Origin of the sequence: Brevundimonas diminuta (genome assembly GCF_039673845.1) — a bacterium.
Taxonomy (GTDB): domain Bacteria; phylum Pseudomonadota; class Alphaproteobacteria; order Caulobacterales; family Caulobacteraceae; genus Brevundimonas; species Brevundimonas diminuta_E.
Genome location: NZ_JBDJMK010000002.1, coordinates 53,761 through 75,210, shown reverse-complemented (window position 1 = coordinate 75,210; position 21,450 = coordinate 53,761). Strand labels below are relative to the sequence as shown.

Below are 21,450 nucleotides of genomic sequence, written 5' to 3'. Positions count from 1 at the left end.
CGCCCTATTTCCGATTTCTCCCTTAAACCCGCCGAAGGTCTAATCACGTGGCCAATCCCGAACTGGGCCAAAAGCAGGTCTGCCCGAACTGCCAGGCCAAATTCTACGATCTGAACCGTCGCCCGGCCCACTGCCCCAAGTGCGACACCGAGTTCGACCCGATGGAAGAAGCCGTCCGCAGCCGTCGCGCGCGTCGCGGCGCCGGCTTCGCCGCTGACGACGAGGAGGCCGAAGATCAGGTCGCCGACAAGTCCTCCGACGGCGACGAAGAAGAAGAGGACGCCGAAGGCTCCACCCCCGAAATCGATCAGGAAGGCCATGAGCCGATCCTGACGCCGGACGACGACGACGGCGAGCCGGGCGGCGACGACGCCGGCATGGGTTCCTCCGACGGCGACGATGACGACGACGTCCTCGACGACGACGATGATTCCGTGCCCTTCATCGAAGACGAAGACGACGACGACCTCGAAGAAGAGCTGGCCAAGCCGTCGCGTGACGACGACTAAGCAGCAAGGTTCGGAAAAATAAGCGGAAAAAAATGTGTCAGACCCGCTTGATCTTCAAAACGGCCTGACCTAGTTTCCGCGCCTCGCCGGGGGGCGACATTCTCTCCCCGGCGGGACCGACCGAAAGGTTCGGGGCTTTAGCTCAGTTGGTAGAGCGCTTGCATGGCATGCAAGAGGTCAGCGGTTCGACTCCGCTAAGCTCCACCATCGAAGGCCTCGCGGAACGCCCGCGGGGCCTTCGTCCTTTCCAGACGCTTCCGTCTGATCCGGTCGACGACATGACCCAGCCGATACGGCCTGGGGCTTTAGCTCAGTTGGTAGAGCGCTTGCATGGCATGCAAGAGGTCAGCGGTTCGACTCCGCTAAGCTCCACCACCGAAGGCCTCGCGGAGCCCCCCGCGAGGCCTTCGTCCTTTCTGGACATGACATCCCTCTCCTGTTGGGAGAGGGCTTGAGCGCACGAGAGCGCAGCGATCGTTCTTGCGCGAAAGGGTGAGGGTTCGCGGATGAAGTCGGCCGAAGGCCGTAGTGCGACGGCTCACGCCGACTGACAGGACAAACCCCTCACCCTTTGGCTGCTACGCGCCGCCCTGCGGGTCGCCTTAGCCAATCGCCTTCGGCTCTTGGAGGCTCAAGCCCTCTCCCACCGGGAGAGGGACTTCAAACCGGCATCGCCCGGTCCAGCACCGCACGCTGATCCACCTCGACCTCATACGCCCCATAGGCGATGCCCCGCGGCCGCAGTCGCAGCGCGATGAAGGCCTCAGCCGAGGAACTCTCCATCTCCAGCAGGGCCGCCGCCTGCGCGGCCAGCGCCAGCCGCTCGACCGCCAGCCGCGCCCCGGCCTCGTTCGCCGTCAGATCCAGCCCGGCGATGAAACGGTCATAGTCGGACGACTTCCCAACCTGCGACGCCAGCCACCCGCGCAGGGCCTCGACGGCATCCGGCTCTCGCCCCGCCGCGCGCAGCACGTCCAGGGCGATGACATTGCCCGAGCCTTCCCAGATGGCGTTCAGCGGCGACTGGCGGAACAGGCGCGGCATCGGCCCCGTCTCGACATAGCCCGCGCCGCCCAGCGCCTCCATCGCCTCATAGACCATGTTCGGCGCGCGCTTGCAGACCCAGTATTTGGCCACCGGCGTCAGCAGACGCCCCACGGCGTCATCCGCGTCAAAGGTCGCCGCCAGCCGCATCGACAGCGCCGTCGCCGCTTCGCTCTCGACCGCCAGATCCGTCAGGACGGCGGCCATCATCGGCTGGTCGATCAGCCGCTTCTGGAAGGCGGTGCGGTGCGCCGCGTGCCACACCGCCTGCGCCAGGGCCCCGCGCATCTGCAGGGCCGAGCCGACCACGCAGTCCAGCCGCGTGTGCTGGACCATGCGGATGATGGTGGCGACCCCCCGTCCCTCCTCGCCCAGCCTTTGCGCCAGGGCGCCGTGATACTCGACCTCGGACGAGGCGTTGGAGCGGTCGCCCATCTTGTCCTTCAGCCGCATGACGCGGAAGCCCGCATTGCGCGTCCCGTCCGGCAGCCAGCGCGGCAGGATGAAACAGGTCAGCCCGCCCGGCGCATAAGCCAGCGTCAGAAACGCGTCGCACATCGGCGCCGAACAGAACCATTTGTGCCCGGTCAGACTATACCAGCCGGCCTCTCCGACCGGCTCGGCGCGGGTGGTGTTGGCGCGCACGTCCGATCCGCCCTGCTTCTCGGTCATGGCCATGCCGATCGTCACGCCCGCCTTCTCGATCGCCGGACGCACAGCCGGGTCATAGCGGCCAGACACCACGCCCCTGATCCACGGATCGCCCGTCGCCGGATCGGCCTGAAACGCCGCGACCGAGGCGTAGGTCATCGTCATGGGACAGCTGGTCCCCGAATCCGCCTGCCCGGTCAGAAACAGGCTGGCCGCGTGCAGCAGATGCCCGTTCGGCGTCCCGTCCCAGGCGCTCGACGCCAGACCCGCGCCCAGCCCCAGATCCATCAGCTGATGATAGGCCGGATGAAACGTCACCTCGTCGATGCGGCGGCCGTAACGGTCGTGCGTATCCAGCACCGGCGTCACCCGATTGGCCTGCACGCCCCAGTCGATCACCTCGGCCGAGCCGCAGCGGCGCCCCAGATCGGTCAGCCGCCCGACATGATCCGCCCCGCCCCAGCGCTGCACGGCGTCGTGCAAGGCCCTGTCGCCGGTGAACAGGTCGACGTCCTCCAGCGGCGGAACCTGATTGGCCACTTCATGGGTGTCGAGACGCTCGACCGGACGAAAGGCGGACATGGGCGGGCCTCCTGACTGAAGCGAAGCCGGGAGGATGGCATGGGCGGGCGCAGGCGGCCACCGCAAGGAAGCAGGGCCTCAGCCTCTGTAAGGCGCGGCGAAGCGCAGGATGGACGGCAGGGCGGCGTAGGGGGTCGAGCCGTGGTCCTCATCCTCGAACACCCGCAGGCTGACCCCGCCGCGCGCCGCCAGATCGCGGGCGTTGGAGATCATGCGGCGGCCCAGATGGGCGGGCGGCAGGCCCTCCATCTCCTCGCGCGCGCCGACGGCGATCAGCACATCGTCCTGCGCGCCCGGCTCTGGCTGGGCGGCGATCACCGCCGGGTTCCACCAGATCGAGGGGCTGACGGCGACATGGCGCGCGAAACCCGCCCGCGCCGCCCGCGCCTCCAGAACAAACAGGCCCGACATGGAATGACCCATCAGCACCGCCTGCGCCGGATCGGCGCCCATCCCGGCCAGCCGGGGCAGCACCTGCCCCGTCAGTTGCGCCAGCAGGGCCGCGCCGCGCGGCTGGGGCGTCTGGCCCTGCGGTCCCGGCGTGAAGGCATAGGCGGCGACGCGGTCGGTCACGCCCGACAGGGTGACGCCCGCCACCATCATCGCATCCACCCGCGTCTTGGCCGAGCGCCGCAACAATCGCCCCGCGACCTGTGCGGCGGCGTCGAAGAAGGCCTCCCCCTCCAGCAGGACCAGCACAGGCCAGCCGCCTTCCGGCGGCTCGCTGCGGGGCGTCGCCACCCGCACGTCGATGGCGGGCGCGCCATCGACAGCAGGCAGGCGGATGGCATAAGGCTTGGCCGTATCGGCGGCCGGGTCGATATTCTGGCCTGTTTTCGGCGTGTCGGAGAGAGGGTGCGTGGTCAACGTCATACGCCCACCCTAGCCCATCTCGTCGCGGACATGTATTGCGACGCATTCTCTGAGTGGAGTTCGTGCTTTGGCGAACGCTGAAAACGCCCTGCCCGAGGCGGTCGTCGCCTATTCGAAAAGCGTGCGGACCAAGCTGTTCGCCATCGCTGTTCTGGCCGTCATGGCTGTGGCGGCCCTGCTGCTGGACATCGCCACCGGCCCCTCGTCCCTGTCGCCCATGACGGTGCTGCAGGGGGTGTTCGACCCGTCCAGCCTGACCACAGCCCAGCAGGCCATCGTCTGGCAGGTGCGCCTGCCCTACGCCCTGATGGCGATGATGGTCGGGGCTGCGCTGGCCCTGGCGGGCGCCGAGATGCAGACCGTGCTGAACAATCCGCTGGCCAGCCCCTTTACGCTGGGCGTCTCCTCGGCGGCGTCGTTCGGGGCGTCGCTGGCCATTGTGCTGGGTCTGGGATCGTCCTTCATCGGAGCGGACTGGCTGGTGCCGCTGAACGCCTTCATCTTCGCCTTCGGGTCGGTGCTGGCCTTGCAGACGCTGGCGCGGATGAAGGGGTCGGGCATCGAGAGCATCGTCCTGTTCGGCATCGCGCTTGTCTTCGCCTTCAACGCCCTGACGGCGCTGGTGCAGTTCCTGTCCTCGGCCGAGGCGCTGCAGCAACTGGTGTTCTGGACCATGGGGTCGCTGTCGCGCGCGACCTGGAGCAATGTCGCCGCGCTGGCGGTGGTGCTGGTCGTGGTGACGCCCTTCTCGCTGCTGTCGTCGCGCGCCCTGACGGCGCTGCGGCTGGGCGAGGACCGGGCCATGAGCTTCGGCGTCGATGTGAAGCGGCTGCGCTTCCTGTCGCTGCTGCGGGTCAGCCTTCTGTCGGCGACGGCTGTGGCCTTCGTCGGCGCCATCGGCTTCATCGGACTGGTCGGGCCGCACATCGCCCGCCTGCTGGTGGGAGAGGATCACCGCTACTTCCTGCCCGCCAGCGTGCTGGCCGGGGCGGTCATCATGTCGCTGGCCTCGGCGGCGTCCAAGATCATCGTGCCGGGCGTGCTGATGCCCGTCGGCATCGTCACCGCCGTGATCGGGGTGCCGGTCTTCCTGCTGCTGATCTTCCGCAATGGAGGCCGGGCATGAGCGAACTGTCGATCAACGGTCTCGACGCCGGTTACGGCGGCCAGCCCATCATCAGCGGCTTCAGCCTGCCGCCCCTGACCGCGGGCGAAGTCGTTTCCGTCGTCGGCCCCAACGGCGCGGGCAAGAGCACCCTGCTGCGCAGTCTGGCTGGCCTGATCCCGGCGCACGGTTCGATCCGGCTGGACGAGGCCGAACTGACCCGGCTGTCGCTGGCCGACCGGGCCAAGCGCGTCACCTACATGCCGCAGACCCTGCCGCAGGGCGTGGCCCTGACGGTGCTGGAGACGGTGGTCGCCTCGATCCGCGCCACGCCCCTGCGCGGCGCCGTCTACACCGACGCCCAGGCGGCCGAGCGCGCCTATGAGGTGCTGCAACGCATCAATGCCGAGGCTCTGGCCGGTCAGCGTCTGGACAGGCTGTCGGGCGGCCAGAAACAGCTGGCGGGACTGGCGCAGGCTCTGGCGCGCGAGCCGCGCCTGCTGCTGCTGGACGAGCCGACCAGCGCCCTGGACCTGCACTATCAGCTGCGCGTGCTGGATCTGGCGCGCGAAGCGGCGGCCGAACGGGGCATGACAGTGATGATCGTCCTGCACGACCTGCAGGCGGCGGCGCGGGTGTCCGACCGGATCGCCGTCATGGCCAAGGGAAAACTGGTCGCCTTCGGCGCCCCGGACGAGGCGATCACGCCGGATATTCTGGCCGAGGTCTATCGCGTCTCCGCCCGCGTCCAGCGCTGCGGCCGCGGCGCGCTGCAGGTCATGATCGACGACGTGCTGGGCTAGGGTTTCCCTCTCCCATCGGGAGAGGGCTTGAGCCTCCAAGAGCCGGAGGCGATTGGCTAAGGCGACCCGAAGGGCGGCGCGTAGCAGCCAAAGGGTGAGGGTTCGCGGGAGAAGTCGGCCAAATGGCCGTTGTGCTGACGCTTACGCGGCGGCTTGCGCCGAAGGTAAGGACAGAACCCTCACCCTTTCGCGCAAGGGCGACGGCTACGCCGCCGCGCGCTCAAGCCCTCTCCCACCGGGAGAGGGCTGCTGGCGCTCCTACGGACGGATCAGCGTCACCACGTCGCCGGTGGGGTCGACCGGGACCGGCGTGCCGGCCGGGGCGTTGCGGGGCAGGCCGCGCGCCTTGTTCGAGACGTAGACGGCGTTGGTCGCGCGATCGATGGCGATAGTCTGGGGGAAGGTGCCCGTCTGCAGGTTGGCCTTCACCGCATAGGTGTCGGAATCCACCACCGTCACCGTGCCCGCGTCGCGGTTGGCGACATAGACCTGTTTGACCGCGCCGTTATAGGCGACGCTGAGCGCGCCCGCGCCCGTCGCCGCACGGCCCAGCAGGGTGCCGGTGTCCGCGTTCAGCACCGTCAGCTCGCCGGACTTCTGGTTGGCGATGAACAGGCGGCGGCCTTCGGAATCGACCGTGACGTTGATCGGGGTGTCGCCCTGCGTCGGCCACTGGCCCACGGCCTCGCCAGTCGCCAGGTCGATGGCGGCCACGTCGTCGCTGCCCATGCCGACGACGTAGAGGCGGTTGTTCGGGCCATCCAGCGCGGCGCCGGTCAGGCTGCCCACCGGCGTCATGATGGTGCGCTCCACCTTGTTCGTGGCGCCGTCGATGACCCAGACCATGTTCGGCTGGGCCGCGTCGCCCGCATCGCCGCCGACCAGGGTGACATAGGCCTTGTTGCGGGCCTCATCGACCACGACCTGACGGACGTGGGCGCCGTCCTGCCCCTCGTTGCGGATGGTGGCGATCAGACGGCCGGTGCGGGCGTCGATGGCCGTGACCGCGCCCGCGCGCGTGTCCGTGCCGTACAGGACCTGGGTGCGGGTGTTCAGGTTCAGGCCGAACAGCGGATTGGCCGACACATCGACCGAGGATTCCGGCGCCAGCGTCCGGCCGTTCAGGCGCACGACCTGAGCGTTATTGGCGCCGCGCGGGCCGACGGCGGCGACATAGAGGTCGTTGTCAGCCGGGTTGAAGACGATCTCATACAGGCCGCCGGGAGCGACCTTGACGGTCTTTTCGATCGTCTGGGCCGAGGCGGTCGAGGCCATCGCCAGGGCGGCGAAGGCGGCGGCGGTCAGCATGCCGTTACGCAGGATGGTCATGGCGGTTCTCCGGGGATGAATCAGGGGGCGGGACATCAGGCGGCCGGGACCAGATCGGTCCAATAATCCCCGCGATAGGGCACGGCCAGGAAGTCCCTGTTGATCGTGTCCAGCGTGGCGCGCGGGTCCAGATCGGCGAACAGTTCGGGCTGGATCCACTTGGCCAGCACCTCGGTGGCGACGATGTCGATGGGCGAGTTGATCAGCTGGTGCGACAGGCCGTGCACCTTGCCCTCGCGCACCGCCTTCAGGGTCGACAGGCCGCGCCGCCCGGCCACGCGGCGCAGCGAGGCGCGCGAGGTCTCAGCGTCGTATTTCGGGCCGACGACGAAGCCGCCGGTCTTCTCAAGGTGCGGGCCGCCGGTGGCGATGTAGATGTCGGGATCGCGCTCGACCACGAACTCCAGGTTCAGCTTGCCGGACGGCTGTTTCAGCACCTCGGCGCCGATGTTGCGGGCGCCGACGAAGGTCAGATAGTCGCCGATGTTCCCCGCGCCGACCGAGTTGCAGCAGTCGGGTCCATTGCCCGCATGGGCCTCAAGGAAGACGGTCGGCTTCTGCTCGTCCTTCAACCCGGCGACGCGGTCCGAGATGGTCTTCAGCCTTGCGGCGCGGAAGGCGTTGTAGCGTTCCGCCTGTTCGCCCCGCCCGGTCATGGCGCCCAGCAGGGTCAGGCTGCGCGCCTGATTTTCAAACGGGTGCTGGAAGAAGTCGATATAGGCGACGCGCACGCCCGCCTGCTCCAGCTGGGCCGTCTGGGCGTCGGTGGGGCCGGAATCCAGCGACACCAGCGCCACGTTGGGCTGGGCGCCCAGCACCGCCTCGACGTTGAAGGCGGCGGCCGAACTGGGCGTCTTGGGCAGGGTCGCCAGCGCCGGGGACTTCTCCAGATAGGCGGCGTAGATTTCCGGGCTGAGGCGGTTCACATCGCCCGCCCATGCGGCCAGCAGACTGACCGGATCGGGGTGGATCAGCGACAGGGCGATCAGGAAGCGGCTGTCGTCGATCGACAGCTTCGTCACCGGCGGGGTGATCGCCAGCGGCCGGTCGCGCAGGTCGACAAGGCCCGAGGCGGCGCCCGCCTCCTCACGCCGCGAACAGCCGGCGGCCCCGGCCGCCATCAGCGCCGCAGCGCCCATCAGAAGGGCCCGACGCCCCAGCTTCACATCGACCATCTGCCCCATCCTCAGAAATCCCAGCTCGCCCCGACCCAGTAGCGACGCCCGTCGCCCTGGAAGTCATAGGTCGCGACATCCAGCACCTTGTCCGTCAGGTTGTAGATGCCGAACTTCAGCGTCACGTCGTCGCGCACCCGCCAGTTCGCCCCGATGTCGGCCAGCGTATAGTCTGGATAGCGACGCCCGACCTGACGCGGTCCGTCCATGACCGGCTTGCCGTTCACGCCGACGCGCAGGCCCGCATTGACCTCTTCGCCGTGATAGGCGGCCGCCGCCCACAGGTTCAGCCGGTCGGTCGCGGCGTAGTCGGCGCGCAGATTGGCCATGTGCTCGGGCGTGCGCGACAGCGGCAGGCCGTCATACAGCCCGCCCTTCTGGGCCGAGTCCGTATAGGTATAGCCCGCCTTCAGCATCAGCTGATCCGTCGCCTGCCAGCGCCCGCCCAGTTCGACGCCCTGAATGCGGGCGTCGTTGATGTTGTACCAGTAATATAGCTGATACAGCGGATCCTGATCCCAGCGCATGACTTCAGCGGGCACGTCGCAGACGCCGTTGTTGTTGACGTCCGGGCCGCAGACGCGGTCGTCGGCGATCTTGTCCTTGAAGTCGGTGCGGAAGACGGTGGCGTTCAGCTCCAGCGTCGGGGTCGGCCGCCACAGGGCGCTGACCTCATAGTTGACGCTGCTTTCCGGCTTCAGGTTCGGGTCGCCGATGATGACGCCGCACAGACCCGCCCCGTAGTTGCAGTTGGCGCCGCCCGTCTCATAGGCGTAGCCGTCGGCCACGGCGCGGATTTCCGGGGCGCGGAAACCGGTCGAGACGCCGCCCTTGATCGTCAGCGTCTCGCTGGGCGTCCAGACGGCATAGGCGCGCGGGCTCCAGTGATCGCCATAGCGTTTGTGGTCATCGACCCGCAGGCCCAGCGTCAGCGCCAGTTCCGGCGTCAGCGTCCACTCGTCCTCGACGAACAGGGCGCGCTGCCAGACGTCGAAGGTCTTGGCCACATCGTCGCGGGCGCCGGGATTGATGTCCTTCAGGCTGTTCTCGATCCACTGGCCGCCGAAGACCAGGTTGTGATCCCCCAGACGCGAACCCTGCAGCGGCAGGTTGAACAGGGCGTCCAGCACCGTATTGGTCAGTTCCGGCGCACGCGGATTGCGCACCATCGCCCCCGCGGCGTCGGCGGTGAAAATCTCGCGCGAGGCCTCTTCGCGCATCAACGACAGGGCGCTGGTCCCCCAGCTCCAGTTGCCGTTCCACGACAGTGAGGCGCTGTCGCGATTGTGGTCGTTGCGGGTGCTGCGGTCGTTGGCGGCCAGGGTCTTGCCCGCCGTGCTGGACCGTTCGATCCGCGTCGTGTCGGCCTGAAGCAGGACTTCGTGATCGGGCATGGGCGTCCAGGCCAGACGGCCGGTCAGGCTGTATTCCTCAGACCCCATGACGCCAGTGCTGCTGGGGGCGTTGAAGATGCTGTCCTCGGCGCGGTCATAGGCCCGGCCCCAGATCTGGGCGCCCAGCTTGCCGCCGACGATCGGCCCGGCCAGATAGAATTGCCCCTGGCTCCAGTCGCCGCTTTTTCCGCTTTCCTGGAACACATGGTCGGCCGAGATCGTGCCGCCCCAGCGGTCCGGCACCTTGCGGGTGATGATGTTGATGACGCCGCCGATGGCGTCCGAGCCATAGAGGGACGACATCGGGCCGCGCACCACCTCGATCCGCTCGATGGCCGAGACGGGCGGAGTGAAGCTCTGCTCCAGACCGCCGTTGCCGTTGACGCGGGCGTCGCGGGTCGACTGGCGCCGTCCGTCCACCAGCGTCAGCGTATAGGCGCCCGGCAGGCCCCGGATGAAGATGTCCTGAAAATTCGAACCGCCGCTGACCGACACGCCCTCGACATCGCGCACCGCGTCGAACAGGTCGACATAGGCGCGGCTTTCCAGTTGTTCGGCCGAGACGACGGTGATGGTGGCGGGCGCCTGTTCGATGCGCTGGGCGCGGGTCGAGGCCGTGACCACGACCTCATCGACCGCGGTGACCTGCGGACGCTGCGACGGTACGTTCTGAGCGGAAACGGGCGAAGCGGACAACCATCCGCCGGCGGCGGCCAGCAGGGCCGCGAAGGAAACAGCGCGCGTCACAGGAATGTCTTTCGTGCAGGAAAGAGGATGCCCGCTGTCGTTTAATGATAATCAGTGTCATCTTCAATCGATGTTTTGCGGCGCCGCGCAACAACGTCCGCATCCGCCGCTTCAGCGGGCAGGCAGAATCCGGGCGAAGCGGGCCGCATCGCCGGCGGGGCGGCTCAGGGCCGGCGTCGTCTGTTCCTGACGCACGGCCTCGGTCAGGGCCCTGGGGTCGTCGCAGAAGATGCGGTGCAGCATGGCCATGACGGCCTCGGCCCGCTCGTCGGCCAGCGAATAATAGATGGAGCGCGACTCGCGCCGGGTCTTCACCAGCCCCGACTGGCGCAGTTCAGCCAGCTGTTGCGACAGACCCGGCTGGCGCAGGCCCAGATCCTGTTCCAGCTGGCCGACCGAGCGCTCCTGTCCGGCGATGTGGCACAGGATCAGCAGGCGGTTGGCGTTGGCCAGCTGGCGCAGCAGTTCAGCCGCCTCGGGCGCGGCGGCCTTCAACTGCTCCAGATCGGCGTCGGCGGGTTTCATCGCGGCCCCGGCTGATAATACCAGGCGTCATCGCCCGCCAGCACATCGGCGAAGTCGGTCGGCGCCGCCGAAAGCATGGGCGCGCCCGGCGTCCAGCCTTCGGGCGCCGAGGCCCCTTCCCGGTCCGCCGCCTGCAGGGCCGTGATCAGCCGCAGCAACTCCTCGACCGAGCGGCCGACGTTCATCGGATACCAGCTGATCGCCCGCACCACGCCGTTCGGGTCGATGACGAAGGTGGCGCGCACCGAGGCGCTGTCTGGCGCCGCCGGATCGATCATTCCATAGGCCTGGGCGATGGCCATGGAGGGGTCTTCGATGATCGGAAACTCCACCGTCACGCCGAAACGGTCGCGGATGTCCTTCAGCCAGGCCAGATGGGAATAGAGGCTGTCGACCGACAGGCCCAGCAGCTCGCAGCCGATGGCGGTGAAGTCCGCCTGACGCCGGGCCATGGCGATGAACTCGCTGGTGCAGACCGGGGTGAAGTCCGCCGGATGAGAGAAGAAGGCCAGCCAGCGCCCGCGATAGTCGCTCAGCCGACGCTGGCCGCGCGTCGTGCGGGCGGCGAAATCCGGCGCCGCCTCATTGATCCGCAGAGGCCGCAGCAAAGGCGTGTCCGTCATCGAGTCGGTTTCCATGCCATAGGGCTACGCGTAGCCGAGGCGCAGCGCACCTCGAAAACAATTACTTGCATATAATATGTAAATATCTAATTGCTTGATGCAGATCAATGCGGAGAGACGCCGTGACCGACGCCCCCATCGACCCCGCCCGCGATCATCCCCGTGATCACGCCAGGGAATTGATCGAGGCCGCCCTGACCAACGCGGGCCAGCGCCCCGTGGTCAGATCCTTCTTCGACCCCGCCACCTTCACCGTCAGCCATGTGGTGCGCGATCCCGGCTCGAACGCCTGCGCCATCATCGACAGCGTGCTGGATTACGATCAGGCGGCGGGCCGCACCTCGACCGCCTCGGCCGAGGCCCTGATCGCCCATGTCGAGGCCGAAGACCTTGAGGTCCAGTGGCTGCTGGAGACGCACGCCCACGCCGACCACCTGTCGGCCGCCCCCTTGCTTCAGGAACGCCTCGGCGGCCGTCTGGCCATCGGCCGCGACATCATCAAGGTGCAGGACGTCTTCGGCAAAGTCTTCAACGAAGGCACCGAGTTCCGCCGCGACGGCAGCCAGTTCGACCAGTTGTTCGACGACGGCGACCGCTTCGCCATCGGCGGGCTTCAGGCCACGGCCCTGCACGTGCCCGGCCACACCCCGGCCTGTCTGGCCTATGTGATCGGCGACGCCGTCTTCCCCGGCGACACCCTGTTCATGCCCGACTACGGCACGGCGCGCTGCGACTTCCCCGGCGGCGATGCGCGGACGCTGTATCGCTCGATCCAGCGGCTGCTGTCCCTGCCCCCGGCGGCGCGCGTCTTCCTGTGCCACGACTACAAGGCGCCGCCCGCCCGCATCGAGTTCGCGTGGGAAACGTCGATCGGCGCCCAGCGCGAGGGCAACATCCACGTCCGCGACGGCGTGACCGAGGACGAGTTCGTCGCCATGCGCACCGCCCGCGACGCCACCCTGTCCATGCCGCGCCTGATCCTGCCTTCGGTTCAGGTCAACATGAACGGGGGCCGCATGCCCGAACCGGAAGACAACGGCGTCCGCTACCTGAAAGTGCCCATCAACGCGCTCTGACGCGCATCCCTTTTCCTCAAGCCAGAGAACCGCCTCATGGATATCCGCCCGCTGGAAGACCGCCTGCACGTCTCGCCGCAGATCCTGCCCGAGGAGGTCCCGACGGCGGCCGCCCAGGGCTATCGCGCCATCATCTCCAACCGCCCCGACGCCGAAGAGCCGGGCCAGCCGATGACCGAGGACATCCGCGCCGCCGCCGAAGCCGCCGGCCTGCCCTTCGTCCACATCCCGGTGCGCGGCGGGGCCATGACGCCCGACGACATCGCCCGCTTCAAGGCGGCGCTGGCCGAACTGCCCCAGCCCATCCTCGGCTATTGCCGCTCGGGCACCCGCACCACCTTCCTGTGGGCCCTGTCGCAGGCGGGCGAGCGCCCGGCCGAAGAGATCGTCGCCCTGGCCGCCGCCGCCGGTTACGACGTCTCGCCGCTCGGCCCGCGTCTGGAGGGCTGAGGCATGGCCCATGCGCAAGCTTCCGACACCTGTGACGTCCTGATCGTCGGCGGGGGCGCCGCTGGCATCGCCACGGCGGCCAGCCTGCTGCGCCGCCGCCCCGGGCTTGACGTGGTGATCGTCGAGCCGTCCGAGCGCCATTATTACCAGCCCGGCTGGACGCTGGTCGGCGCAGGCGTCTTCACGCCCGAGCGCACCATGCGCGAGACCTGCCGCCTGATCCCCACCGGCGCTCGCTGGATCAAGGACAGCGTCGTCGACTTCGCCCCCGAGGCCGATCAGGTGCGCCTGTCGGACGGCCGCCGCATCGGCTATCGCGCCCTGGTCGCCGCGCCGGGCATCAAGCTGGACTGGGACGCCATCCCCGGCCTGAACGAGACGCTGGGCCGCAACGGCGTGACCTCCAACTACCGCTTCGATCTGGCGCCCTATACGTGGAAGCTGGTGCAGGAGCTTAAGGGCGGCCGCGCCCTGTTCACCCAGCCGCCCATGCCGATCAAATGCGCGGGCGCCCCGCAGAAGGCCCTCTATCTGTCGGCCGACCACTGGCAGCGCACCGGCGCCCTCAAGAACGTGGACATCGAATTCCACAACGCCGGGGCCGTGCTGTTCGGGGTCAAGGACTACGTCCCCGCCCTGATGAAATACATCGAGCGTTACGGTGTCGACCTGCGCTTCAACTCGCGCCTGACCGCCATCGACGGAGAGGCGCGCAAGGCGACCTTCGCCGTCACCGACGCCGATGGGGCCGTCAGCGAAGTCGTCCGCGACTTCGACATGATCCACGTCTGCCCGCCACAGACCGCGCCCGACTTCATCCGTAACAGCCCGCTGGCGGCCGACAGCGGCTGGATCGACGTCGATCAGGCCACCCTGCATCACAACCGTCTCGACAACGTCTTCGGCCTGGGCGACGCCTGCTCGGCGCCCAACGCCAAGACCGCCGCCGCCGCCCGCAAACAGGCCCCGGTCGTGGCCGAAAACGTCATCTCCATGCTGGACGGCAAGGCGCTGAAGGCCGTTTACGACGGCTATGGCTCCTGCCCCCTGACGGTCGAGCGCGGCAAGATCGTGCTGGCCGAGTTCGGCTATGGCGGCAAGCTGCTGCCCAGCTTCCCGGCGTGGATGCTGGACGGTCGCCAGCCGACCCGCCGCGCCTGGCACCTGAAGGCGCAGGCCCTGCCGGAAATCTACTGGGTCGGGATGCTGAAGGGCCGCGAATGGCTGTGCGCCCCCGACTGCGTCGAGCCGGGCGTCGCCCCCCGCGCCAAGAGCGCCGCCTGATGGGCGAGCCGCTCAGCCTGCTGCAATACGGACTGGGCGCCGGGGCGGGGTCGCTGGTCGGCTTCACCCTGGGCCTGGTGGGCGGGGGCGGCTCGATCCTGGCCGTGCCGCTGATCGTCTATCTGGTGGGGGTGAAGGACCCCCACCTGGCCATCGGCACCAGCGCCTTCGCCGTGGCCGCCAACGCCTTCGCCAACCTGCTGAACCACGCCCGGCACGGGGCGGTGAAGTGGAAGATCGCCGTGCTGTTCGCGGCGGCGGGCGTGGTCGGGGCGGCGCTGGGCTCCAGCCTGGGCAAGGCGGTGGACGGGCAGAAGTTGCTGGCCCTGTTCGCCGTGCTGATGCTGATCGTCGGCGCCCTGATGCTGCGCGGCCGCTCGGCGGCGGGCGACCCGGACGTGACCCTGACCGCGCGCAATGCGCCCAAGCTGGTCGGCACAGGAACGGCGACGGGGATGCTGTCGGGCTTCTTTGGCATCGGCGGCGGCTTCCTGATCGTGCCCAGCCTGATGGGCGCGACCGGCATGCCCATCTATTACGCCGTCGGCTCGTCGCTGGTCGGCGTCACCGCCTTCGGCCTGACCACCGCCTTCAACTATGCGCTGGCGGGATGGGTCGACTGGCCGCTGGCCGCGGTCTTCATCGGCGGCGGCGTTCTGGGCGGGTTGGCGGGCGCCCGGCTGGCCAAGACCCTGTCCAGCCGCAAGGGCCTGCTGAACACCGTCTTCGCGGGCCTGATCTTCGTCGTAGCGATCTATATGCTGTATCAGAGCGCAGTGGCGCTGAACCTGATCGGATAGGCGAAGAGACCGCCGCGCGAACGGCGGCCTCTCGACCTTCTCATCCGCCGATGGACATGACCACGCGGCCCTCGATCTGCCCCTTGTGCATTCGGGCGAAGATGTCGTTGATGTTGTCCAGCGGCTCGACCGTATTGATCGACTTCACCTTGCCGTCGGCGGCGAAGTCCAGCGCCTCCTGGAGGTCGAGCCGCGTGCCGACGATCGAGCCGCGCACGGTCGTCCCGTTCAGCACCATGTCGAAGATCGACAGCGGAAAATCCCCCGCCGGCAGACCGTTCAGAGCAACAGTCGCCCCGCGCGCCGTCATGCCCAGCGCCTGCTCGAACGCCTTGGGCGAGACGGCGGTGACCAGCACGCCCTGGGCGCCGCCGTTGGTCTGACGCTTGATCTCGGCGGCCGGGTCGTTGGAGGTCTTGGCGTTGACCGTCACCGTCGCGCCCAGCCGCCGGGCCAGATCCAGCTTGGCGTCGTCGATATCGACCGCCGCCACGTTCAGCCCCATGGCCTTGGCGTACTGCACCGCCAGATGGCCCAGACCGCCGACGCCCGAGATCACCATCCAGTCGCCCGGCTTGGTTTCGGTCATCTTCAGCCCCTTATAGACTGTGACCCCGGCGCACAGGACCGGCGCGATCTCTTCAAAGGCGATGTTGTCCGGCAGATGGCCGACGAAGTTCGGATCGGCCACCACATATTCGGCGAAGCTGCCGTTGACCGAATAGCCGGTGTTCTGCTGGTCGTGGCACAGGGTCTCCCAGCCGCCCAGACAGTGTTTGCAGTGGCCGCAGGCGGTGTAGAGCCACGGCACGCCGACGCGGTCGCCTTCCTTGACGTGTTTGACCCCGGCGCCGACGCCCGAGACGTAGCCGACGCCTTCGTGGCCCGGAATGAAGGGCGGGTTCGGCTTGACCGGCCAGTCGCCCTCGGCCGCGTGCAGGTCGGTGTGGCAGACGCCGGTGGCCTCGATCTTCACCTGAATCATGCCGGGGCCGGGCGTCGGGATCGGCGCGTCCTCAATCACCAGCGGCTTGCCGAACTCTCGCACGACGGCGGCCTTCATGGTTTTAGCCATGGTCACTACTCCTCGTTTGGTTCGCGAACAGAAAAGGCGCGGACCCAAGCCCGCGCCTTGATGGAAATCAGAAGAAGCCCAGCTTGTCGGGGCTGTAGCTGACCAGCAGATTCTTGGTCTGCTGATAGTGGTCCAGCATCATCCGGTGGTTCTCACGCCCGATGCCTGACTTCTTGTAGCCGCCGAACGCCGCATGCGCCGGATACTGGTGGTAGCAGTTGGTCCAGACGCGGCCCGCCTGAACGGCCCGGCCCGCGCGATAGGCGGTGTTCATGTCGCGCGACCACACCCCGGCGCCCAGGCCGTAGTCAGTGTCGTTGGCGATGGCGATGGCTTCTTCCAGCGTCTTGAAGGTGGTCACGGCCAGGACGGGGCCGAATATCTCCTCCTGGAAGATGCGCATGTCATTGGTGCCCTTGAACACCGTCGGCTTGACGTAATAGCCGCCCGCCAGATCGTCCTTCAGCACCGCCTAATCGCCGCCGGTCAGCACCTCTGCGCCCTCGTCCTTGCCGATCTTCAAATAGGACAGGATCTTCTTCAGCTGCTGTTCCGAGGCCTGAGCGCCGACCTGAGTATTCAGGTCCAGCGGGTCGCCCTGTTTGATGGCCTCGACGCGGGCGATCGCCTTCTCGATGAAGGCCTCATAGATGTCTTCATGGATCAGGGCGCGGCTGGGGCAGGTGCAGACCTCGCCCTGGTTCAGCGCGAACATGGCGAAGCCTTCCAGCGCCTTGTCGAGGAAGGCGTCGTCGGCGTCCATCACGTCCTTGAAGAAGATGTTCGGCGACTTGCCGCCCAGTTCCAGCGTCACCGGGATGATGTTCTGGGTGGCGTACTCCATGATCTTCTGACCAACGGCGGTCGAACCGGTGAAGGCGATCTTGGCGATGCGCGGATTGGTGGCCAGCGGCTCGCCGACCTCGATCCCCGTGCCCGAAACGATATTCAGCACGCCCGGCGGCAGGATGTCCTGAATCAGCTCAATAAGCAGCAGGATGGAGGCCGGGGTCTGCTCGGCCGGCTTCAGCACGATGCAGTTGCCCGCCGCCAGAGCCGGCGCGATCTTCCACGCCGCCATCAGGATGGGGAAGTTCCACGGAATGATCTGGCCGACCACGCCCAGCGGCTCGTGGAAGTGATAGGCGACCGTGTCGTTGTCCAGTTCCGAAATGCCGCCTTCCTGCGCCCGGATGCAGCCGGCGAAATAGCGGAAATGGTCGATGGCCAGCGGGATGTCGGCGGCCATCGTCTCGCGCACCGGCTTGCCGTTGTCCCAGGTCTCGGCCTCGGCGATGGCCTGAAGGTTCTGCTCCATGCGGTCGGCGACGCGGTTCAGGATCAGGGCGCGCTGGGCGACGCTGGTCTTGCCCCAGCCGTCCCTGGCCGCATGGGCGGCGTCCAGCGCCAGCTCGACGTCTGCCGCGTCCGAGCGAGCCACCTCGCACAGGACGCGGCCGTTCACCGGGGAGATGTTCTCGAAATAGCGACCGTTGACCGGCGCGACCCACTGGCCGCCGATGAAGTTGTCATAGCGCGCCTTGTATTTCGGGGTCGCGGCGCGGACGAATTCGGGTTTGGTCATGGGAACGGCCTCCTTGCGGTTTCCTTGGGCGCCGATTGTCGGCGTCGTTTGAAGCAAGGTCGGTCGGCCCGGCGGCCTGTTCCAGACGCCGCCCGGATGGTGCGGCGCACACCTGTCGCAGACTTGCGACAGTTTGCGTCGAGATCGGTCAGTTCAGGTCGATCAGGCCCAGACGGTGCAGCTTGCGGTGCAGGGTGGCGCGGCTGACGCCCAGCGCCCGCGCCGCCGCCGAGACATTGCCTCCGGTGCGGGCCAGGGCGCGGCGCACCGCCCCCCGCTCGGCCTCCAGCAGATCGATCTCGGCCCCGCCCGGTGTCAGCAGGTCCGAGGCCGGCAACTGGGCCGCGATCCGCTCGTCGGTGATCGACAGGGACAGCCGCGCCGCCCGCGTGGCGCCGATGACCAGGTCGTCGCGATCGACGGCCAGCAGCGCCGCCGCATTGCGCTCGCTGGCCCCGCCCGCCAGCACGATGCGAGCATCGGCGAAAGCCTGGCGGAAGGTCTGAGCCTCGATCGCCCGCGCGGCATCGGCCACGGCCGCCGAGATCAAGCCCAAGATCGCTTCGGTCGCATCAGCGCGGCACGACGAGACGTCCAGCGCCCCGGCCAGCCGCCCCATATGGTCATGGATGGGGTGGGTGATGCAGCTCAGCCCCGTATTGCGGGCGTGGAAATGCTGTTCGCGATGAATGGTCACGGCGCGATGCTCGGCCAAAGCCGTGCCGATGCCATTGGTGCCCTCGACAGCCTCGGACCAGACAGCGCCGGGCCACAGGCCCCAGCGGTGAAAGGTGTCGTCGTCGGCCACCGCTCCGCGCCGCTCCATCGGCACGCCCTCGGCATTGGTCAGCAGGACGCAGCACCCCACCCCGCCGACGGCCAGGAACAGCCGGTCCAGCACGCCTTCGGCCGCGCGCGTCATCGGCTCCATCGCCTGCCGCGCCTCGCGCAGCTGCTGCTCGGTGATGGTCTCGACCCGCCCGTGCTCCACCGGGTCCAGACCGTAAAGCGTCATCGACCGACGCCACGAGGCCGCCAGCGCGGAGCGGGCGCCAGCGCCTTCATCATTCAGCGCCTGACGGATCAGGCTGGCATGGTCGCTTCTCGTTTGGTCGTTCCTGGTGCGATCGCCCATGGCGGATCTCCACGGCTTCGGACCGTTCGATCTGACGCCTGTGGAAAGACCACGTCAATGCGACCTTTGTCCGCCCTGGATCAGGACAGCCCCTTCTACTGCCCGACCTGCGGCATCCGGGCCGGATCGACGCGGTGCGTCACCATTCGGCGGTGCAGGGTATTGATGATCCCGCTGCCCGTCTTGACGCACAGGCCCGGAAACACCGCATGAACGAAACACGCCAACGAGCCGACGAACATGGCCGCACCGAACGAGGCCGCGGCCCCCATGTGCTCGGTATAGGTTTCTCCGACCGAGGCCGGGTGATCGACGAACAGACGCTTGAACATGAACCCTCCGCTACAGAAGGCGGATGATATTCTGATCGTCGGAAAGAATCATTGCTGTTCAGACTTAAAAACACGGCTTGAAGGAGAATATTTTTCTCCCAATCCACGTCTTACAGCGGCAAGGCCGTGGTGCATTTGATCTGCTCCATCGCAAAGCTGGAGGACACGTCGTCCAGAGGCGTGATGGCGATCAGGCGGCGGTAAAAACGGTCATAGGCGGCGATGTCCTTGACCAGCACCTTGAGCAGATAGTCGACCTCGCCGCTCATCCGGTAGAACTCGACCACCTCAGGCAGGGCGGCCGCCTCACGAAAGGCCTCCAGCCATTCGGCGTCATGGCGTCGCGTCTTCACCGAAACGAAGACCACCAGCGGCAGGTCCAGCGCCTCGCGGTCCAGCAGGGCCACGCGCGCGGCGATGACGCCGCTGTCCTGAAGCCGCTTCACCCGTTTCCAGCACGGCGTCTGGGTCAGACCCACCCTCTCGGCCAGTTCGGCGATGGGCACGGTGGCGTCTTCCTGCAGTATGGCCAGAAGGCGGCGGTCGATGGCGTCCAGTGCGCTCATGTCGCGGCCCTCCCCGGCCGACGTTTCAGGCCGTCAGGGCGCGGGGCAGTTTGAAGGTCACCGTCTCGCGGGCGCCGTCGTCCTCGGTCACGGTGACGTCGAAGCGGGTGCGCAGCGCCTCGATCACCCCCTGCACCAGCGGCTCAGGCGCCGAGGCCCCCGCGGTCAGGCCGACCGTCTCGACCCCGTCGAACCAGCTCCAGTTCAGATCGCCTGCGTCATCGACCAGACGCGCGTCGCCTGCCCCCGCCTTCAGCGCCACATCGACCAGCCGCGCCGAGTTGGATGAGTTCTTCGACCCCACCACCAGCACCAGGCCGCAGCCCTCGCCCAGCCGCTTGACCGCCTCCTGACGGTTGGTGGTGGCGTAGCAGATGTCTTCCTTGTGCGGGTCGGGCAGTTCGGGGAAGCGCCGCTTCAGCGCCGCGAGAATCTCGGCCGTATCGTCCACCGACAGCGTCGTCTGGGTGGCGTAGGCCAGCGGCTGATCGCCCGGACGCTGGAAGTTTTCCGCGTCCTCGACCGTCTCGACCAGGCTGATGGCGTCGGGCGGCAGTTGGCCCATGGTGCCGACGACCTCGGGGTGGCCCGCATGGCCGATCAGGATGACGTGGCGGCCCGCGGCGAAGTTGCGCTCGGCCTCGACGTGGACCTTGGACACCAGCGGACAGGTCGCGTCCAGGAACAGCATCTCGCGCGAGCGGGCCGTGGCGGGCACCGACTTGGGCACCCCGTGCGCCGAGAAGACCACCGGCCGGTCGTCCGGGCACTCGTCCAGCTCCTTAACGAAGACGGCGCCCAGCCCCTTCAGCCGATCGACGACGTGGCGGTTGTGGACGATCTCATGGCGCACATAGACGGGGGCGCCGTATTTCTCGATCGCGCGCTCGACGATCTGGATGGCGCGGTCCACCCCGGCGCAGAAGCCGCGCGGCGTCGCCATGCGGACGGACAGGGGGCGGCGTTGAAACTGTGAGGGCGGGACAGGCGCGTTCATGGCGCTGAACTTAGGGCTTTGCGCGCCGGATCGCCACCGGAAGTCCGCGCGCCGTTTGCCGCGCCTCGCTTTAGCCGCTATCACCACCCAGCGTGGCCCGATCGGGCGTCTGATCGGCCCGCCTTCATCGACTGCCGGAAAGCTCCTGATGCGTCGCGTCCTGACCGCCCTCGCCGCCTTTTCCATCGCGGCCGCGCTGATCCCCATCGCCGCCGAAGCCCAGAGCGGGCGTCCGCAGGGCGGCGGCGGCAAGAAGGCCCAGGAGGCGCCCTCGCGCCCGATGCGCTTCGCGCCTCTCAGCCGCCGCGCCAATGCGGGTCCGTGCCCCTATGTAAAGATCCTGTACGACGCCGCCCGCTATGTCGAACTGTCCGACTACGCCCAGCCGTCGACCGGCGGCGTCGGCTTCACCGGCGAGATCGAGGGCGTCAGCTCTGACTGCGTCTATCGCGAATCCGATCCGATCCGTCTGGACATGAATCTGCTGTTCAGCCTGGGCAAGGGTCCGCAGGCTGAGGGCGACGCCCGCACCTATCGCTACTGGATCGCCGTGACCGAGCGGAACTCCGCCGTTCTGGCCAAGGAATATTTCGACCTGCCCGTGACCTTCGGCGGCGCCGACCGCACCCAGGCCGAGGCCAGCCAGACCATCGTCATCCCCCGCGCCGAGGCCACCACCAGCGGCGGCCACTTCGAAGTCCTGATCGGCTTCGACGTCACGCCCCAGATGGCCGAGTTCAACCGATCCGGCAGCCGATTCCGCCCGACTGCGGGCCAACAGACCAACTAA

Annotated in this window: 20 protein-coding genes, 2 tRNA genes and 1 pseudogene; 10 read left to right on the top strand and 13 right to left on the bottom strand. The window is 67.9% G+C overall.

The window, feature by feature from the left end; translation table 11 throughout:
• Positions 1 to 47: 47 nt before the first annotated feature.
• The 3 genes from ABE454_RS02350 (at position 48) to ABE454_RS02340 (ending at position 884) form a co-directional block, all read left to right on the top strand.
• Complete coding sequence (locus tag ABE454_RS02350; RefSeq protein ID WP_346528659.1) at positions 48 to 509, top strand: TIGR02300 family protein; 462 nt, start codon at positions 48 to 50, stop codon at positions 507 to 509.
• Between the two features lie 131 nt (positions 510 to 640).
• Positions 641 to 716 (top strand) — tRNA-Ala (locus ABE454_RS02345).
• 92 nt (positions 717 to 808) lie between these two features.
• Positions 809 to 884: transfer RNA gene (locus tag ABE454_RS02340), tRNA-Ala, on the top strand.
• A 285-nt stretch (positions 885 to 1,169) separates the two neighbouring features.
• Here the strand turns inward: ABE454_RS02340 and ABE454_RS02335 are convergent.
• Both ABE454_RS02335 and ABE454_RS02330 read right to left on the bottom strand, forming a co-directional pair.
• Complete coding sequence (locus tag ABE454_RS02335) at positions 1,170 to 2,786, bottom strand: acyl-CoA dehydrogenase family protein (RefSeq protein WP_346528657.1); 1,617 nt, start codon at positions 2,784 to 2,786, stop codon at positions 1,170 to 1,172.
• Between the two features lie 78 nt (positions 2,787 to 2,864).
• The gene (locus ABE454_RS02330) at positions 2,865 to 3,659 is read right to left on the bottom strand and encodes an alpha/beta hydrolase (protein ID WP_430825459.1); all 795 of its coding nucleotides are present in this window, start codon (positions 3,657 to 3,659) and stop codon (positions 2,865 to 2,867) included.
• A gap of 67 nt (positions 3,660 to 3,726) precedes the next feature.
• On the opposite strand from ABE454_RS02330, the gene ABE454_RS02325 reads away from it, so the two are divergent.
• Both ABE454_RS02325 and ABE454_RS02320 read left to right on the top strand, forming a co-directional pair.
• Positions 3,727 to 4,785, top strand: coding sequence for a FecCD family ABC transporter permease (locus tag ABE454_RS02325; RefSeq protein WP_346528653.1), 1,059 nt, complete (start codon positions 3,727 to 3,729; stop codon positions 4,783 to 4,785).
• Positions 4,782 to 5,567 carry an ABC transporter ATP-binding protein gene (locus ABE454_RS02320; RefSeq protein WP_346528651.1) on the top strand — a complete coding sequence of 262 codons (786 nt, stop codon included), beginning with the start codon at positions 4,782 to 4,784 and terminating at the stop codon, positions 5,565 to 5,567. The genes ABE454_RS02325 and ABE454_RS02320 overlap by 4 nt, the downstream gene beginning before the upstream one ends.
• 258 nt (positions 5,568 to 5,825) lie before the next feature.
• Here the strand turns inward: ABE454_RS02320 and ABE454_RS02315 are convergent, their stop codons facing one another.
• From ABE454_RS02315 to ABE454_RS02295, 5 genes are all read right to left on the bottom strand, one after another.
• Positions 5,826 to 6,896, bottom strand: coding sequence for a YncE family protein (locus ABE454_RS02315; RefSeq protein WP_346528650.1), 1,071 nt, complete (start codon positions 6,894 to 6,896; stop codon positions 5,826 to 5,828).
• A 35-nt stretch (positions 6,897 to 6,931) separates the two neighbouring features.
• On the bottom strand, positions 6,932 to 8,071 hold the full coding sequence (locus ABE454_RS02310) for an ABC transporter substrate-binding protein (protein WP_346528647.1): 1,140 nt from the start codon (positions 8,069 to 8,071) through the stop codon (positions 6,932 to 6,934).
• Between the two features lie 11 nt (positions 8,072 to 8,082).
• Positions 8,083 to 10,212: a TonB-dependent receptor domain-containing protein gene (locus ABE454_RS02305; RefSeq protein ID WP_346528646.1), complete on the bottom strand. Its 2,130-nt coding sequence runs from the start codon at positions 10,210 to 10,212 to the stop codon at positions 8,083 to 8,085.
• A 111-nt stretch (positions 10,213 to 10,323) separates the two neighbouring features.
• The gene (locus ABE454_RS02300; protein ID WP_346528644.1) at positions 10,324 to 10,737 is read right to left on the bottom strand and encodes an ArsR/SmtB family transcription factor; all 414 of its coding nucleotides are present in this window, start codon (positions 10,735 to 10,737) and stop codon (positions 10,324 to 10,326) included.
• The gene (locus tag ABE454_RS02295) at positions 10,734 to 11,375 is read right to left on the bottom strand and encodes a peroxiredoxin (protein ID WP_346528642.1); all 642 of its coding nucleotides are present in this window, start codon (positions 11,373 to 11,375) and stop codon (positions 10,734 to 10,736) included. Before ABE454_RS02295 ends, ABE454_RS02300 begins: the two co-directional genes overlap by 4 nt.
• 92 nt (positions 11,376 to 11,467) lie before the next feature.
• Here ABE454_RS02295 and ABE454_RS02290 point away from each other — a divergent pair, with 92 nt between their 5' ends.
• From ABE454_RS02290 to ABE454_RS02275, 4 genes are read left to right on the top strand one after another with little or no spacing between them, the layout of a single operon-like run.
• Positions 11,468 to 12,436 (top strand): MBL fold metallo-hydrolase, encoded by a 969-nt coding sequence (locus tag ABE454_RS02290; protein WP_346528641.1) that lies wholly within the window; start codon positions 11,468 to 11,470, stop codon positions 12,434 to 12,436.
• A 36-nt stretch (positions 12,437 to 12,472) separates the two neighbouring features.
• Positions 12,473 to 12,886 (top strand): TIGR01244 family sulfur transferase, encoded by a 414-nt coding sequence (locus tag ABE454_RS02285; protein WP_303697779.1) that lies wholly within the window; start codon positions 12,473 to 12,475, stop codon positions 12,884 to 12,886.
• Positions 12,887 to 12,889: 3 nt separating this feature from the next.
• Positions 12,890 to 14,170: an NAD(P)/FAD-dependent oxidoreductase gene (locus ABE454_RS02280; protein WP_346528637.1), complete on the top strand. Its 1,281-nt coding sequence runs from the start codon at positions 12,890 to 12,892 to the stop codon at positions 14,168 to 14,170.
• A complete protein-coding gene (locus ABE454_RS02275; protein ID WP_346528635.1) occupies positions 14,170 to 14,970 on the top strand; it encodes a sulfite exporter TauE/SafE family protein in 801 nt (266 codons plus the stop codon). The genes ABE454_RS02280 and ABE454_RS02275 overlap by 1 nt, the downstream gene beginning before the upstream one ends.
• Before the next feature lie 40 nt (positions 14,971 to 15,010).
• Here ABE454_RS02275 and adhP read toward each other — a convergent pair whose 3' ends face one another.
• The 6 genes and pseudogenes from adhP to ispH all read right to left on the bottom strand — a co-directional run bounded on the left by adhP (position 15,011) and on the right by ispH (position 20,660).
• Positions 15,011 to 16,045 carry an alcohol dehydrogenase AdhP gene (gene adhP, locus ABE454_RS02270; protein WP_346528633.1) on the bottom strand — a complete coding sequence of 345 codons (1,035 nt, stop codon included), beginning with the start codon at positions 16,043 to 16,045 and terminating at the stop codon, positions 15,011 to 15,013.
• 67 nt (positions 16,046 to 16,112) lie between these two features.
• A pseudogene (exaC, locus tag ABE454_RS02265) lies at positions 16,113 to 17,630 on the bottom strand (acetaldehyde dehydrogenase ExaC).
• 148 nt (positions 17,631 to 17,778) lie between these two features.
• Positions 17,779 to 18,765, bottom strand: a complete 987-nt coding sequence (locus ABE454_RS02260) for a GAF domain-containing protein (RefSeq protein ID WP_346528631.1) — start codon at positions 18,763 to 18,765, stop codon at positions 17,779 to 17,781.
• Between the two features lie 95 nt (positions 18,766 to 18,860).
• Positions 18,861 to 19,097: a DUF6356 family protein gene (locus tag ABE454_RS02255; protein WP_346528629.1), complete on the bottom strand. Its 237-nt coding sequence runs from the start codon at positions 19,095 to 19,097 to the stop codon at positions 18,861 to 18,863.
• Positions 19,098 to 19,207: 110 nt separating this feature from the next.
• A complete protein-coding gene (locus ABE454_RS02250) occupies positions 19,208 to 19,663 on the bottom strand; it encodes an Lrp/AsnC family transcriptional regulator (protein ID WP_346528627.1) in 456 nt (151 codons plus the stop codon).
• A gap of 25 nt (positions 19,664 to 19,688) precedes the next feature.
• Positions 19,689 to 20,660 carry a 4-hydroxy-3-methylbut-2-enyl diphosphate reductase gene (ispH, locus tag ABE454_RS02245; protein WP_346528625.1) on the bottom strand — a complete coding sequence of 324 codons (972 nt, stop codon included), beginning with the start codon at positions 20,658 to 20,660 and terminating at the stop codon, positions 19,689 to 19,691.
• Between the two features lie 148 nt (positions 20,661 to 20,808).
• Here ispH and ABE454_RS02240 point away from each other — a divergent pair, with 148 nt between their 5' ends.
• Complete coding sequence (locus ABE454_RS02240; protein ID WP_346528622.1) at positions 20,809 to 21,450, top strand: Tat pathway signal sequence domain protein; 642 nt, start codon at positions 20,809 to 20,811, stop codon at positions 21,448 to 21,450.

What these genes read in the sequence shown, in the direction of transcription:
- ABE454_RS02335 (WP_346528657.1), bottom strand. Translation starts at nt 2,786, where the DNA reads ATGTCCGCCTTTCGTCCGGTCGAGCGTCTCGACACCCATGAAGTGGCC.
- ABE454_RS02330 (WP_430825459.1), bottom strand. Translation starts at nt 3,659, where the DNA reads ATGACGTTGACCACGCACCCTCTCTCCGACACGCCGAAAACAGGCCAG.
- ABE454_RS02320 (WP_346528651.1), top strand. Translation starts at nt 4,782, where the DNA reads ATGAGCGAACTGTCGATCAACGGTCTCGACGCCGGTTACGGCGGCCAG.
- ABE454_RS02315 (WP_346528650.1), bottom strand. Translation starts at nt 6,896, where the DNA reads ATGACCATCCTGCGTAACGGCATGCTGACCGCCGCCGCCTTCGCCGCC.
- ABE454_RS02310 (WP_346528647.1), bottom strand. Translation starts at nt 8,071, where the DNA reads ATGGTCGATGTGAAGCTGGGGCGTCGGGCCCTTCTGATGGGCGCTGCG.
- ABE454_RS02300 (WP_346528644.1), bottom strand. Translation starts at nt 10,737, where the DNA reads ATGAAACCCGCCGACGCCGATCTGGAGCAGTTGAAGGCCGCCGCGCCC.
- ABE454_RS02295 (WP_346528642.1), bottom strand. Translation starts at nt 11,375, where the DNA reads ATGGAAACCGACTCGATGACGGACACGCCTTTGCTGCGGCCTCTGCGG.
- ABE454_RS02290 (WP_346528641.1), top strand. Translation starts at nt 11,468, where the DNA reads ATGCGGAGAGACGCCGTGACCGACGCCCCCATCGACCCCGCCCGCGAT.
- ABE454_RS02285 (WP_303697779.1), top strand. Translation starts at nt 12,473, where the DNA reads ATGGATATCCGCCCGCTGGAAGACCGCCTGCACGTCTCGCCGCAGATC.
- ABE454_RS02280 (WP_346528637.1), top strand. Translation starts at nt 12,890, where the DNA reads ATGGCCCATGCGCAAGCTTCCGACACCTGTGACGTCCTGATCGTCGGC.
- ABE454_RS02275 (WP_346528635.1), top strand. Translation starts at nt 14,170, where the DNA reads ATGGGCGAGCCGCTCAGCCTGCTGCAATACGGACTGGGCGCCGGGGCG.
- adhP (WP_346528633.1), bottom strand. Translation starts at nt 16,045, where the DNA reads ATGGCTAAAACCATGAAGGCCGCCGTCGTGCGAGAGTTCGGCAAGCCG.
- ABE454_RS02260 (WP_346528631.1), bottom strand. Translation starts at nt 18,765, where the DNA reads ATGGGCGATCGCACCAGGAACGACCAAACGAGAAGCGACCATGCCAGC.
- ABE454_RS02255 (WP_346528629.1), bottom strand. Translation starts at nt 19,097, where the DNA reads ATGTTCAAGCGTCTGTTCGTCGATCACCCGGCCTCGGTCGGAGAAACC.
- ABE454_RS02250 (WP_346528627.1), bottom strand. Translation starts at nt 19,663, where the DNA reads ATGAGCGCACTGGACGCCATCGACCGCCGCCTTCTGGCCATACTGCAG.
- ispH (WP_346528625.1), bottom strand. Translation starts at nt 20,660, where the DNA reads ATGAACGCGCCTGTCCCGCCCTCACAGTTTCAACGCCGCCCCCTGTCC.
- ABE454_RS02240 (WP_346528622.1), top strand. Translation starts at nt 20,809, where the DNA reads ATGCGTCGCGTCCTGACCGCCCTCGCCGCCTTTTCCATCGCGGCCGCG.